A 14,849-nucleotide genomic window follows, 5' to 3' on the forward strand; every position below is an offset into this window, starting at 1 on the left:
TTACTTTAAAATTGTTTTAAAACCTCATTATTATATTATAAAAGTACAAAACTTCTATAATTATACAATTAAAAAGAAGCTAAAAATAATTAGCTTCCTTTTAATTATTAACATATTCAAAGCTAGTTGTATTACTAACTAAATCAAATATTAATTCTTTCTTTTTATAAAATTTAAATCTAGCACTACAACTTATATTTTCATATACAGTTCTTATCATTTCTCCACCATTAGGAGCTAATAATTTTTGACCTGATAATGCATCTATGTTTATTTCTAATTTGTATTTTCCTTTCTTTATAACCAATCCCTTTTCATTACATGAAACTATTTTAACTCCATTATAAGTGGCTAATCTATACTCTTTTCCATTGTAGTAAACTGTTGCGATACATCCCTTAAACTCATATCCTAAGAAAGGTATATCTGCTATTGAAACCATTATACTAGTATCTTCTATATTAAAATCATTACTTTGAACCCATAAATATGTTTTTGGAAATGATTTCCCAGAATCTTTTTCTATATATCCTTTTCCATCTATAAATTTCATTTCTTCATTATTTATATATATACTTCCATTAACTATATGATTTAAACTTAAAACACCATGAACACACTCCATAAATGGAAAATATGCAAAAGGTCCCATTATATCATTTTTAACTAAGGTTATATTACTATAAATAAGCCTTCCTTTAATGTGTATATCTTTATTTCTTATATTTAATATTATCCCTTTAGTAGAAAATATATTATCCTTTATCTTTATGGTTAATTTATCCTCACTTACAGAAAAATCTTTAAAATCGTAATTAATATTATATGATTTATTTTTTGTTATAATTTGAATAAAAGAACACTTCTGTCCATCTGACTTTATATTTATCCCTGGTATGAAGGATATAATATTATCTTTAAATTGATTTTTAAAATACCACCCTTCAAAATATCCTTTTTTCTTACTATAAAAATCTCTATTTTTCATATTTTAACTCTTTTATAGCTGGAGAATCTAAAAAGTTTCCGCGATAATCAAATCTAGATCCATGACAAGGACAATCCCAAGATAAATCATCAGCATTCCACTTTAATTCACAACCTAAATGAGGGCATTTAGTAGATACTGTATATGATTTTCCATCCTTAGTCTTATATACTCCAACTTTCTTACCTTCATATGTAACTATACCAGCTTCACCATTTTTTATATTTTCTATTGTTTCCATAGGTAATCTTATTTTTTCAGCTATAAAATTATATGTAGTTTCAAATCCATCTTTAACTAGATTCTTTATAGATGCTGTCATGTCGAATCTACTTGGAGAAAAAATTTCATTAAAATCATATTCCTTACCTGTAATCATTCCACTAATTATAATTGCTGAAACCATAGATGATGTCATTCCCCACTTATTAAATCCAGTAGCTACATAAACATTTGGCATGTCTTTAGAATAAACCCCTATATAAGGAATTCCATCTGATGTAATACAATCTTGAGCTGACCAATGATACTCCTCTACTGCTTCAGGATAAAGCTTTTTAGCTAAATCTCTCAGCTTATCCCATGAACCACCTTCCTCATTGCTTCCTGTCCTTCCTGCTGCTCCACCTAAAATTAAGTAATCCTTATACCTTCTAAAGGAGTAGCCTCCATCTTTTTCATCTATATACATTCCATTTAAAATTGCAGCATTTTTTAATGCAATAACATACTCTCTTTCTTGATGCATTCTTAAGAAATAATAGCCTGGGACATTTATAATAGGAAAATGTGTTGCTACTACTATACTATTAGCTTTAATCCTTCCTTTATCAGTAATCACTGTATTTTTCTCAATATTTATAGCCTTTGTATTTTCATATATATTCAAATCTTTAGCTATAAAGTTTAAAAATTTAATAGGATTAAAATTAGCTTGATTCTTAAACTTCACTGCTTTTTTTATACTAAAAGGAAGTTCTACTTCATCAACTAATTCAGCATCTATACCTATACTTATAGCTGCTTTATATTCATTTTCTATTTTTTCTGGATTATCTAAAGTGTATATATAAGCATCTTCTACTTCAAATTCGCAATCAATATTGTTTTTTCTTACTATTTCTTCATAATTTTCTAATGCCAGTTTATTAGCTAATGCATATCTCCTTGCATTTTCTTTCCCAAATTCTTTAATTAATTTATCATATATAATATTATGTTGTATTGTTATCTTCGCAGTAGTATTAATTGTATTACCTTGTAAAACTTTTCCTCGATCTATTACTACTGCATCTAACCCTTTTTCTTTAAGCATATAAGCTGTAAGTAATCCAGCTATACCCCCACCTATAATAACAACTTCTGCTTCTTGTACATTTTGTAACTCTCCCTTACTTTTTATATTATAACTTTCACTCCAAATTGATTTCATATAACCACTCCACCTTTTCTATAAGTAATATTATTATTTATTATTACCTAATTCTTCTTTTATTATTGAGTGATTATCAATAATTTCTATAAATTTTTCTATTCTTTGAAAAGTTTCTTTATTTAGTACATGTTCTATTTTCTCTGTTTCTTCTAATATATTGTTTGTAACTCCTATAATCTTTAAAAACTTTTCTATAGTATTATGCCTATATAATAAATACTCACCATAACTTCTTCCATCTTCAGTTAATTTTATATATCCATATTTTTCATAAGAAACCAAGCTTAGTTCATCTAGTTTTTTTATCATTTTAGTTATTGAAGCAGGCTTTACATTTAATGCCCTAGATAAGTCACCAACTCTAGTAAACCCTATTTCATTAGATATCCTATAAATCATTTCTATATAATCTTCCATAGATGCTGTAATAAGTCCTGAATTTATTTTTAAGTAATTATTAAAAGTATAAAATCCTTTTGGCATAACTCCCTCCCCTTATACTAAAAAACTCTACTCTTATATTTATACTTAATTCTATGTAATTAAATTCATTACACTTTTATATTTTGTATCCAAATTAAGAATAACTATTTATTTTATAACATCCTCACTATATACTCATAATAAAAAACAATGACTTGATATAATATCAAGTCATTGTTTCATATTTATTTAATGCTCTTATAAAACTTCCCTCTATCAAATACTTTAATTTTTCTATTAATACTTCCGGCTCCTCCTTCATGCCATCTTTCATCCATTGTATTACAAGACCTGCAAAAGCATGAGTATAAAAATCTGCTATAAATTTCTTATCACATTCTTTAACATTTATATTTATAGATATTTCCTCTATAACTTCCATGAGTAAATTGTTTATAACTGAAAATAAATACATATCTAAATGAGTTCTACTCAAAGAATTTAATGTATTATAACAAAACTCTTTATTATTTTCTATATATAAAAATATTTTATAAAATCCATCAGCCCAGGTCTCATAGCTTTTGTAATTTTCTATTCCTTCAACTGCTTCTGTTTTATATATCCATTCTACAAGATCATAAATATCCTTAAAATGATAATAAAATGTCTGCCTATTTAAATTACAATCATTAACTATATCCTTAACTGAAACTTTACTTAATGGTCTTGTTTTCATTATTTTTTTTAATGATTCCGCCAATAATCTTTTAGTTGTAATGGAACTTGACATTAAATCTAAATCCCTCCAAAGCTTTATAATTATTCTTACTTATATATTTTTAAATTATAACATTGTATTAATTTGCCTTCAACTTTTGGTAAGTAATCTTCTTAATACAAGAAAATGAGCTGTTAAAAACAGCCCATTCTTTTATATTAAATCTTAAATTTGTTTATTAAATTATTTAAGTTCCTTGCATTATCCTTTAAACCTTCAGCCTGATTAGCCATTTCTTGTAAGCCAGAAGACTGCTCTTCTGATGCAGCACTAACTTCTTCAGTAATTGCAGCAGTTTCTTCGCCAACTGCAGCAACTTCAGATATTTTTAATACTACATTATCTTTACCAAGTGCTATTTTATCTAAAGAATTTGTTACATCTTTAATATCATCTTCTAATTCATTTATTATATTATCTATTACCTCAAATTTTTCTTTAGTTGTAGTAAGACTTTTTCCTGTTTCATCATTTAGCTCACTAGTTTTTAATATATCTCTATAAAGTTCACTGATACTACTATTCACTTCATCTATAACACTATTTATTTCTGTAGCTGATTTCGCTGATTCCTCTGCTAATTTTCTTACTTCGTCAGCAACTACTGCAAACCCTTTACCAGCTTCCCCCACTCTTGCTGCTTCTATACTTGCATTTAATGCTAATAAATTAGTCTGTTCAGTAATTGACTTAATTGCCTCTATAATAATTCCTATTTCATTTGATTTATCTGATAATATATTAACCTTATTAACTATATTATCATTTGCTTCTTTATTTACAGAGTATTTTTCACTTAGTACTTCCATAGCTCTTCTACCATCTCCTGAAGAAACCTTCACTTCACTTGAGGTCTTCATCATTTTATCGGAACTTACTATTGATTTATTTATTTCTTGTTCTAATTCACTAACTATTTTCACACCATCATCTAATTGTGCTGCTTGATTAGTTGCTCCTTGAGCTATTTCTTGAACTGATTTTGCTATTTCTTCTCCAACATTACTTGACTCTGTTATTATTTCAAATAGTGTACTACTTCCTTCATTAACTTTTTCAGAAGCCTCCTTTACACCAGATAAAAGTATTCTCATATCATGAAGAAGGGAGTTTAATCCATCCAACATAGTAGTAACTTCTTCATTATAATAAAATTTTATATCTACATTTTCTGTAAAGTCACCATTTTTTATTTTATCTAATATTCTTATAATTTCTTTTATAGGATTTGTTAGCTTAGATGTAAACATCTTAGAAGAAATAGTAACCATTATAACTACAAGTATTAATATTATTATAGGAAATATTATATCTTTTATATATGACATTATAAGGTCATTTGTTGGTATGAATACGCAAGTTATATATCCACTGTTTTGTTCTTTTGACTTATTAACTAAAAGCTTTTTGCCTTCTATTTGTAAATGCTCGCTCCCATCATTATTAATATTAACTACTTCCTTAATCCATGGTAAGTCATTTACACTTTTTCCTATTAAAGTCGTATCTTCACTTGCTATAATATTACCATCTTTATTAAAAATAATTGCATATGCATTATTATTTTTATCTATTTTTTTCACAATTGTAGATATTTTTTCTAAATCTTTATCTATTGCAATTACCCCTTGAAGATCTCCCTTATCATTAAACACAGCTTTAGAATAAGTAACTATGACCTTGTTATTTACAGTATCCTTATATGGTTCTGATACAAAAACTTCATTAGGATTGTTTATTGCACCCTTATACCAATTACTTTCCTTAGCATCAAAATCACTACCCATATTTTCATAAGGAGCTATTACAAGTTTACCATCTTCACTTGCCATATAAGCGTGAGTAACATTAAAATTCGACTGGATATAATTATTTAATGACTTTTCTAACCAAGCTTTTTCATTATTCTTATTTTCCTTAAGACCTTTTGCATTTTCATCTCTTGATAAATATTCAACATCTTTATCACTACTTAAATGTTCATCTGCCAAAGCTTCTTTTATTAGACTCATATTCCCCTTAATTACAGAGTTATTCACTTTATTAATATTTTTATTAAGTGAAAAGAAATTTACTACTGCAATCAATATTATTGGTATTATTGAAGTAATAACTAATAATTGAACTATTTCTCTTTTCAAGGATATTTTTTTCTTTTTAGTTTCTTTATTTTTCATTTTTCCCTCCTTATGTATGGTATAAAATATAATCCTATTATATTTATCGAATATATTAGAATATAATTAACATATTTTTCGACGTAAACTACTTTTTATTTACACTTTGCTTTATTTTAAGTTTATATAAAAAATGGTACTATCAAATTAATGATAGTACCATTTTTTATATAGATTTAAATGTACGTTTTAAGAATTCACGAGTACGTTCTTTTTTAGGATTGTTGAATATTTCCTCAGGAGTGCCTTCTTCTTCAATAACACCATTGTTCATAAATACCACTCTATCTGAAACTTCTTTTGCAAATCCCATTTCATGTGTAACAACTAACATAGTAAGTCCTGTTTCTGCTAGTTCCTTCATTACCTTTAATACTTCCCCTACCATTTCAGGGTCCAAAGCAGAGGTTGGCTCATCAAATAATATAACATCTGGTTCCATTGATAAAGCTCTTGCTATAGCTACTCTTTGCTTTTGTCCACCTGACAATTGCTTTGGTTTAGCATTTATATAGTTCCCCATACCTACTATATCTAAATACTTCATAGCAACTTTTTCTGCTTCTTCTTTTGATCTTCCTAGTACTTTTACTTGTCCTACAACACAATTGCTTAAAACATTATGATTATTAAACAAATTAAATTGTTGGAAAACCATTCCTAACTTAGTTCTATATTGGTATATATCATGATTATCATCTAAAATATTTTCCCCATTATATATAATTTCTCCACCTGATGGCTTTTCTAAAAGATTTATACATCTTAATAATGTAGATTTACCAGAACCAGAAGATCCTATTATACAAACAACTTCTCCTTTTTTTACTGAAAAGTCTATGTCCTTTAAAACTTCATGACTTCCAAAGGCTTTACTTAAATGTTTAACTTCTATTACTTTTTTCATATTAATTCCTCCTTAGGCCATTACACAGATTTATTAACCATATCTTCTGGTCTAGCAACTTGCATTTGATTTCCAGCTATTATATAGTTTTCTGGACCATCTATCTTCTTTTCTAGATATCTTAATATTCTTGTAACAGTAAATGTCATTACAAAATAAAGAACACATGCTACTGAGAATGATTCGAAATATCTAAAGTTATTTCCTGCTATTGATTTAGTTTGGAAGAATAATTCAGATACTGAAATTACATTTAATACTGAAGTATCCTTAATATTAATAACAAATTCATTTCCTGTAGCTGGTAATATATTTCTAATTACTTGTGGTAATACTACATTAACCATAGTTTGAAAGTGGTTCATACCAATAGCTTGAGCTGCTTCGAATTGTCCTTTATCTATAGAAACTATGCCCCCTCTTACTATTTCCGCCATATAAGCTCCAGTATTTATTGAAACTATAAATAAACCTGCAACTATTGCATTAATATCTATACCAAAAGCTGCTGCTGAACCATAATAGATTACCATGGCTTGAACAATCATAGGAGTTCCTCTGAAAAATTCTATATATGCAGATAAAATTATATTAACTACTTTTAAAATTATTCTTTTTATACCCTTTTCTGGTACTGGTATTGTTCTAATAACTCCTATTATAAGACCAATAAATGTTCCTATTAATGTACCTATTATTGAAATTAATAACGTAATCCCTGCCCCACGTAAAAACATTTGCCAGTTATTTGAAACTATTGTTATTATCCAATCTAAACTCATAATCTACTCTCCTTACATGACTATCATAATGATAGTCAAATTAAAATTAATAATAAAGAATGAATAATCATAGAAGTAATGTGCCCCAAATTACTAAAAACTTTATTTTATCAAAACTCTAAAATAAGTTTTTCATTAATTCTTCATTTTAATTTCTTCACTCTTATTTAATTTATTGTGCTGCTGGTTGATTTTTAATAGCAGTATCCATTATTTCTAGTCTTTCAGTATCAGAAATTCCCTTTAGAATTTCATTTATCTTATCTTTTAATTCACTATCTTTTTTAACTCCAACTGCAATAGCTGTATCTTCTTCTGAAGTTTCAAATCCTTCTTTAAACTCTACCATTTTAAAGTTTTCATTTGCCATTTGTGCACTAAGAGCCTCTGGTCTTTCTGTTACATATCCATCTATAACTCCTGATTCTAATGCAACTCTCATAGCTGGGAAGTTGTCCATTGCTGTTTGTTTCTTTACATTAGGAATTTGATCTATTACTGAATAGTGGAATGTATTTAATTGACCTGTTATCTTAGCTCCTGAAAAATCTTTTAAAGTTTCTGCATTTTCATAAGCTCCACCTTTTTTAACAAGCATAACTAAATCTGACTTATAATAAATATCTGTAAAATCTATAGTTTCTTTACGCTCTGCTGTTGGAGACATCCCTGCTATAATAGCATCTATCTTTCCAGATGTTAAAGCCGGAACTAGCCCGTCCCATTCAGTTTTAACAATTACTAACTTCTTACCTAATGAATCTGCTATCTTTTTAGCAATTTCAACATCGTATCCACCTGCATATTCTGCTCCCCCATTTATCTTTACTGCTCCATTTGAATCATCTGTTTGAGTCCAGTTAAAAGGAGCATAGCCTGCTTCCATACCTACCCTAAACACATCTTCAGCTGCAGCCTCCTTATCTTTTGCTGATCCACAACCTGTTAAAGTTAATGCTGCTGTTACTACAGCTAAAATTAATAATGATAGTTTTTTCTTCATAGTACATATCCTCTCTTTCTTATAAATAATTTTTGAAATAAAAAATACCAACCTAATTTTGGTTGGTGCTATCCTAAATAATTCAGATAAGATACTATAAAAAAATAACTGAGCGGTTGGGCTCAGGTTATATTCATAGTTACTTTACCCTCATCTTTCCCATTTGAGATAGCACAACTTAATAAACCGGGAAGTTTATTAAGACAGTCCTGCAGTTCTTAACTGCAGACCCAGCAAGCAATATTGAGAAATATTACAAGCTTCGGCAAAATTTCCTTCTCCTTAGTTTCACAGCACTCTCAAGCTCCACTAAAGACTGTTAAATTTTGCGCCTCTACCTCACAAGTTAGTGAGGTATTTATTTAATTTTATATATAGCTTACAACTTTTACCTTAACATGTCAATAGAAAATACTTAAATTTATTCACAGAATATTAAAATTTCAAATTATACGCTATTAAACTTCAAGCTATTTTTTTATTATATTACCATTTTTACTATCTACTATTATTCCATTATCCATAGATATATTTCCATTAATTATTACGTACTTTATGCCCTTAGGACTCTTAGATTTATTAATATAGTCCTCATACCCTACTATATCTTTTAAATCAAATATAGTTACATCTGCATTTTTTCCTTCTTTTAAAATCCCTATATCTTTTAGTCCTAAAGTTTTTGCTGGTAATAAGGTGCATTTATAAATACACTCTTCTAAAGTTAATGCTTTTTTATCTCTAACATATTTACCTATAAATAATGGATAGTTTCCATATAGTCTTGGATGTGGATCTCCAGCTGGTATGCTATCTGATCCAACCATTTGAAATGGATGCTTTATAAGCTTTATTGTGTCTTCTTCTGAAAAAATATTTAAAGTTACTATTCCAACTCCAGTTTCTTCAGAAACTAGTAAATCAGCAACAAAATTTAATGGATGAATATTTTTTTCTTTAGCTATTTCACCAACTGTTCTACCTATATATTTTGAATTTTCTTCCTTGTTTAATGATGTTATTAATATTCCATCCCAAGTAGCAATATAACTATAGTTGTCCCATCCAACATAATTAGTATTTAGATCTTCAAGCTCCTTCTTTACCCTTTCTATAACCTTATTATCTTTAAGCATATTTAACATAGCTTCATTTCCTTTTTCAGTTATCCAAGGCGGTAAAAGTTGAGTCATTAAAGTACTTCCTGAAAGATATAGATGCTCATCAAAAGTAATATTTATTCCATCTTTTATAGCTTCATCAACTAAATTAATTAATTTATCTGCTGTACATCCAAGCTCCTTTGAATCATAAGATCTCATATGAGATATATGAATCTTTGCCCCTGAAACTCTTGCTACATCAATTACTTCCTTTATAGCTTTTACTATATTTCTATCATGATTTCTTACATGAACCATAACAATCCCATTATATTTTTTAATAACCTTGCATAACTCTATTAATTCTTTTCCCTTACTATAAATCCCAGGCATATATTGAAGACCCAATGACATACCTATAGCCCCTTGCTTCATGGCATCTTCAGCTAAATTACACATTTCTTTAATTTCATCATTTGATGCTTCTGATGGATTAAATCCCATTATCTTAGCTCTAATTGCACCATGAGAAATAAGTACTGCGTAATTATTTTTAATCTTATCTTCTTTTATCTTTTTAAAGTAATTATTAACATCCTTAAAATTAAATTTTATATTAGGACAGCCTACAACTCCCTTTATGTAATTTTTCCAAAGCTTTGTTTCATCTTCTATACACGGTACTACTCCTAATCCACATTGTCCAACTAACTCTGTAGTAACACCTTGTCTTATTTTAAGATTTTGTATATCTTCATCCATAAAAGGAACTAAATCATTATGGCTGTGAACATCTATAAATCCTGGCGAAACTACAAGCCCCTCTGCATCTATAACTTTATTTGCATTTTCAGTTATATTTACTTTAATTTTAACTATTTTCCCTTCCTTGATTCCTAAATCCATTTTATTAGCTGGATTCCCAGTACCATCTACTATCAATCCATTTTTTATTAAGATATCTAACACTTTTAACATCTCCCTATAACTAATTCTCAATATTTTACTATAAATCCACTTATTATTATATTCCTTTATTTATAATTCTTCATTTTATTTACCCTTCATATTCCACTATAAATTAGGAAACTTTCCCTTATTTCGAATATAGATATTAAATAATCTATATTTCTCTTAATATAAAGAAATATTTGATTTTTAAGAGTAAAATTTATTTTTTTATAAATACTATCTAGTGATAATTAAATTAATGGAGGTCATTATGTCTAAATATACTGGAGTAGTTAAATGGTATAGTATGGAAAAGGGTTATGGATTTATTTCATGCAATGAAGGCAATGATGTTTTTGTTCATCATTCTCAAATTAAAGAAAAGGGTCCTGAAAAAGATTTACATGAAGGAGAGAATATATCTTTTGATATTCAAGAAGGTAACAAAGGCCCAATGGCTATAAATGTACAAAAAATGTAAAAAGCCTGTACTAGAAAGATTAAACACTTTCTAGTACAGACTTTTTTTCAATTATATTAATATATACATTTAAACTCTGAGGAAATCCCGATATAAAAGGTATACAAAAGTCACATTTTATATTATTTATCTAGCTTATTATCTACAGGTAACTGCTTGTCTACAGTTATAACATGATTTATTAGCCAGTTAGTTACAAACTTTAATAAATCAAGTAAATAAGTTTGTTGATTATCATCAATTAGATTATAGTCTACAGTCTCAATTTTATTGATGAAATCTTTATGTTTTAATTTATGTTCAAAAAATTTATTGTATCTTATCGAAAGCATATATTCTTCTTCTGCTTTAAAATGATACTTTGTATAATCCTTAAGTTCTTCTATAGCTTCTATTATATGATCATATTTGTCTATTAAAAATTCATTATTATATAAATCATATATTCTATTAAATAATCTAAATAATTCTTTATGTTGATTATCTATTATTGCTATTCCTGTTTTATATTTATCGCTCCATTCAATCATATTTACAAATCCCCTCTTAGAATTATAAATAACCCAACCTATTTATATTATTACCCTTTAATAGTGTTAGATAAAAACTTACGCTAGCAAACCTTGATCCAAATATTAATTTTAAATCCCCCAATATATTTAGTGATTATATCTATTTAAAATCTCCCCAGAATTTATTCCTTATTATTATACGGTTCAATAATATTTATATCAATAGCCTAATCTTATTATTTACAAATAATATTAAAAAAAGAAGAAAATAGAATATACGGCATCTTCTACTTTCTTCTTTAAACTAAGAATTTTTGTTTAAATATTTATCTAACCTATAAGAAACCTCTAAAACATTACTTAAGATTTTTCTAGCCTCATCTGCATTTTTTAGGTTTCTACCACTAATTTCTTCTGATTCCATAGCTGATGCTGTAACTTCCTCTGTTGTTGCTGATAATTGTATTATATTCTCAACAATACTATTATTAGCATCTGAAAGCTTATTTAACATTTTATCAATTTCAGCAATATCCTCTATAAGATAACTCACATTTTTACTCATATTGTCAAAGCTATTTGATGATTTGTTTATTATTTTACTTTGGGTTTCTGTTGCATTAATAGATATATTAACTTCATTTGCAACTTCTTCAGTTTCCTCTGATAATTCAGAAAGGATTATACTAATATTTTTAGTTTCATTATTTGTTTTTTCTGCCAATTTCCTTATTTCTTCTGCTACTACTGCAAAACCTCTCCCAGCCTCTCCAGCTCTAGCACTTTCAATGGATGCGTTTAATGCAAGAAGATTAGTTTGATTTGATATTTCAAAAATTGTATCCACAATACTTTTAACTGCATTCGTTCTTTCTTTAAGTTTATTTACTGATTCAACTACTTTTGAATTTATGTCTCCTATTATTTCTGAGTGATGTTTTAATTCATTCATTAACTTAAGATTTTCAACACTTAATTTTTCCGACTTATTTGTGGCTTGTACAATATTCTCTGATCTTTCAAGAGTATTCTCAATTGAATTTTGAATATCTGTTGTCATTATAGTTTGAGTTTGAATATTTTCTGATGTAACCTTAGTGCTACTAGAAATATCTTTAACTGATAAATTTACAACATTAGTGGATTCATTAAGATCATTAACAATATTCATGGCATTTTCCGTTTCTTTTCTAACCTCATTTGCTACAGATATTACATCATCTAATATATTTCCTTGATACTTCTTTTCTTCCTCTAAACTACCCATAGCATCTTCATTAAATCTTTTTACTACACCAACAGTAAAATATATAAATGCCATAAGAACTATTATTCCTAGTGTTGCACACCAATGATCAACTATTTCCTCGCCTAAATATGATTTCATTCCAAAAACTTTAATACTAGTAGTAATTATATTTAAAATACCTACAGATAATCCTGAAATTCTAGCGAACTTCTTATCATAAAAAACTATGTTCGCTATAAAAGGTATGGCCGCCATAAATCTTAAATAGTAGTTATTAAAAGCTATTGAAACTAAAAATGTTAAAATTAAAACTCCTATACTTGATATATACTTTATTCTACCATCTGTCTGGTTTCTCTTATACATTATATTAGTTATTAATGTAATCAAAAATATAATAAATAAAAAAGCTAAGGTGTACTGTAGTGTACGTATTCCTCTTAAAAATGAAACAACTACAATAATTGCTACAAATAAGTAAAAGAACATATATCCTTGTATAATAAACTTATTTGCCTTTTTTACTTGCTCTTCTTTACTTGAATATAAGTATAATTTTTCTTCCCCCATAAATCTCTTCCCCTATCTTTTATCAATTAAATTGTTCTTATGGAATTATTTTCATATTAAAATATTATATTTGAAATGCACCTTTGTCAATAAACTTATATTTTTAATAAACAATTAATTATATTATTCATTCTTAACCAGTAACCTTTTATACATTCCATCTACAAAGAAAGCACCCAAAGGAGCAGTTATTAAAATTGCAAGAACTGCAACTGTTAATACTTTTTCTCCACAAGCTAATCCCATGGCTAATGGAATCCCACCAATAGCAGCTTGAACTGTTGCCTTAGGCATATATGCTATCATACAAAAAAATCTTTCTTTCATATTTAAATTTGTTTTTAACATACAAATAAATACCCCTATCATTCGAATAATTAAAGCTAATATAACTATTATAATTGCTGATACCCCCATTAATAAAGCATAGCTTATATCAACGGTAGCTCCTACTAATACGAACAATAATAATTCTGCTGCAACCCAAAGCTTATTATATTTTATTGAAAGTCTACTTGCTAATATAGAGTAACTTTGTTTCATAAAAATACCCATACTCATTATTGCTAATAGTCCTGATATTGGTATAATACCATCTAACCTATGTTCAAATTCAATTAATAAAAATGATATACTTAATAAAATAATTATTTTTATAGAATCTCTCATATGAATCTTTTTAAAAAACCTTATTAACAAAGCACCACAAATTATACCTATTATAATTCCTAATAATATTGAAATTGGTATTTCTAATAATCTAAATCCTGAAACCGACTCTCCACTTGCTAATCCTGTTAAAGCAGTAAAAATTACAATCACAAATATATCATCTACAGATGCTCCGGCTAAAATTAATTGAGGAATGCTCTTTTCTTTACCATATCCTTCTTCCATAATTTTTATCATTCTTGGAACTATTACTGCTGGAGATACAGCTGCAATAACTGATCCCATTATTGCCGCTTCAAGTAAAGTAACACCTAATAATTTAGGGGCTATTAAAATTACTCCTACGATTTCAAAACAAGCTGGAACAAAACACATTAAAATTGCTGGTCTTCCTACCTTTTTTAAATCTGTAATATCTAAGGATAATCCAGCCCTGGTTAGAATAATTACTAATGCTAATTGTCTTAAATCTGCAGAAATACTTATAATAGAATCATCTAATAAATTTAAGACATGAGGGCCTAAAATAATTCCAGTGAATATCATTCCTAACAAACTAGGTAACTTCAGTTTATTAAAAATAGATCCTAATAATAAACCTAATAAAAAAATAAGTGATAAACTTGTTAACATCTTCATCCTCCTTTTAATAAATATAAAATAATCTACTCCTAAATAATAAAAAGCTAATAACTCCGTAATATAATTACAGAAGTCATTAGCTTAAATAAGCGGTTTAAGTTTTAAACTTAGGGAGTACTTCATTCCCTACATATAATTTTCTTTATATTATCATACTTAAATTTTTAATTCAA

The 14,849-nt window shown here is 27.5% G+C and carries 13 protein-coding genes and 2 riboswitches; of the genes, 1 reads left to right on the forward strand and 12 read right to left on the reverse strand.

Features of this window, described 5'->3' with window-relative positions:
• Window positions 1-100 precede the first annotated feature (100 nt).
• The 9 genes from BN6774_RS17575 to BN6774_RS17615 form a co-directional block, all read right to left on the reverse strand.
• Entirely contained in the window at window positions 101-988 is an 888-nt protein-coding gene (locus tag BN6774_RS17575; RefSeq protein ID WP_066896109.1) for a tocopherol cyclase family protein, read from the reverse strand.
• Window positions 978-2,420 carry an FAD-dependent oxidoreductase gene (locus BN6774_RS17580; RefSeq protein ID WP_066896113.1) on the reverse strand — a complete coding sequence of 481 codons (1,443 nt, stop codon included), beginning with the start codon at window positions 2,418-2,420 and terminating at the stop codon, window positions 978-980. The genes BN6774_RS17575 and BN6774_RS17580 overlap by 11 nt, the downstream gene beginning before the upstream one ends.
• Before the next feature lie 33 nt (window positions 2,421-2,453).
• Complete coding sequence (locus BN6774_RS17585; RefSeq protein WP_066896117.1) at window positions 2,454-2,906, reverse strand: metal-dependent transcriptional regulator; 453 nt, start codon at window positions 2,904-2,906, stop codon at window positions 2,454-2,456.
• A gap of 166 nt (window positions 2,907-3,072) precedes the next feature.
• Complete coding sequence (dhaS, locus tag BN6774_RS17590; RefSeq protein ID WP_066896120.1) at window positions 3,073-3,639, reverse strand: dihydroxyacetone kinase transcriptional activator DhaS; 567 nt, start codon at window positions 3,637-3,639, stop codon at window positions 3,073-3,075.
• A 146-nt stretch (window positions 3,640-3,785) separates the two neighbouring features.
• Window positions 3,786-5,804 carry a methyl-accepting chemotaxis protein gene (locus BN6774_RS17595; RefSeq protein WP_066896123.1) on the reverse strand — a complete coding sequence of 673 codons (2,019 nt, stop codon included), beginning with the start codon at window positions 5,802-5,804 and terminating at the stop codon, window positions 3,786-3,788.
• 166 nt (window positions 5,805-5,970) lie between these two features.
• Window positions 5,971-6,711 (reverse strand): amino acid ABC transporter ATP-binding protein, encoded by a 741-nt coding sequence (locus BN6774_RS17600; protein WP_066896127.1) that lies wholly within the window; start codon window positions 6,709-6,711, stop codon window positions 5,971-5,973.
• A 20-nt stretch (window positions 6,712-6,731) separates the two neighbouring features.
• Window positions 6,732-7,493: an amino acid ABC transporter permease gene (locus BN6774_RS17605; protein ID WP_066896130.1), complete on the reverse strand. Its 762-nt coding sequence runs from the start codon at window positions 7,491-7,493 to the stop codon at window positions 6,732-6,734.
• A gap of 172 nt (window positions 7,494-7,665) precedes the next feature.
• On the reverse strand, window positions 7,666-8,496 hold the full coding sequence (locus tag BN6774_RS17610) for a transporter substrate-binding domain-containing protein (RefSeq protein ID WP_066896133.1): 831 nt from the start codon (window positions 8,494-8,496) through the stop codon (window positions 7,666-7,668).
• Window positions 8,497-8,657: 161 nt separating this feature from the next.
• A riboswitch (Lysine riboswitch) is annotated at window positions 8,658-8,841 on the reverse strand.
• 125 nt (window positions 8,842-8,966) lie between these two features.
• Window positions 8,967-10,568 (reverse strand): N-acyl-D-amino-acid deacylase family protein, encoded by a 1,602-nt coding sequence (locus tag BN6774_RS17615; RefSeq protein ID WP_084767097.1) that lies wholly within the window; start codon window positions 10,566-10,568, stop codon window positions 8,967-8,969.
• A gap of 253 nt (window positions 10,569-10,821) precedes the next feature.
• Here BN6774_RS17615 and BN6774_RS17620 point away from each other — a divergent pair, with 253 nt between their 5' ends.
• Window positions 10,822-11,031 (forward strand): cold-shock protein, encoded by a 210-nt coding sequence (locus BN6774_RS17620; protein WP_066896139.1) that lies wholly within the window; start codon window positions 10,822-10,824, stop codon window positions 11,029-11,031.
• A gap of 122 nt (window positions 11,032-11,153) precedes the next feature.
• On the opposite strand, the gene BN6774_RS17625 is transcribed toward BN6774_RS17620, so the two are convergent.
• From BN6774_RS17625 to BN6774_RS17635, 3 genes are all read right to left on the reverse strand, one after another.
• Window positions 11,154-11,561: a bacteriohemerythrin gene (locus BN6774_RS17625; protein ID WP_066896142.1), complete on the reverse strand. Its 408-nt coding sequence runs from the start codon at window positions 11,559-11,561 to the stop codon at window positions 11,154-11,156.
• Window positions 11,562-11,847: 286 nt separating this feature from the next.
• The gene (locus BN6774_RS17630; RefSeq protein WP_066896145.1) at window positions 11,848-13,362 is read right to left on the reverse strand and encodes a methyl-accepting chemotaxis protein; all 1,515 of its coding nucleotides are present in this window, start codon (window positions 13,360-13,362) and stop codon (window positions 11,848-11,850) included.
• Window positions 13,363-13,485: 123 nt separating this feature from the next.
• Window positions 13,486-14,667, reverse strand: coding sequence for a cation:proton antiporter domain-containing protein (locus tag BN6774_RS17635; RefSeq protein ID WP_066896148.1), 1,182 nt, complete (start codon window positions 14,665-14,667; stop codon window positions 13,486-13,488).
• 69 nt (window positions 14,668-14,736) lie between these two features.
• Window positions 14,737-14,812: riboswitch (Fluoride riboswitch) on the reverse strand.
• Window positions 14,813-14,849: the final 37 nt, after the last annotated feature.

Origin of the sequence: Clostridium nigeriense (genome assembly GCF_900086595.1) — a bacterium.
Taxonomy (GTDB): Bacteria; Bacillota; Clostridia; order Clostridiales; family Clostridiaceae; genus Clostridium; species Clostridium nigeriense.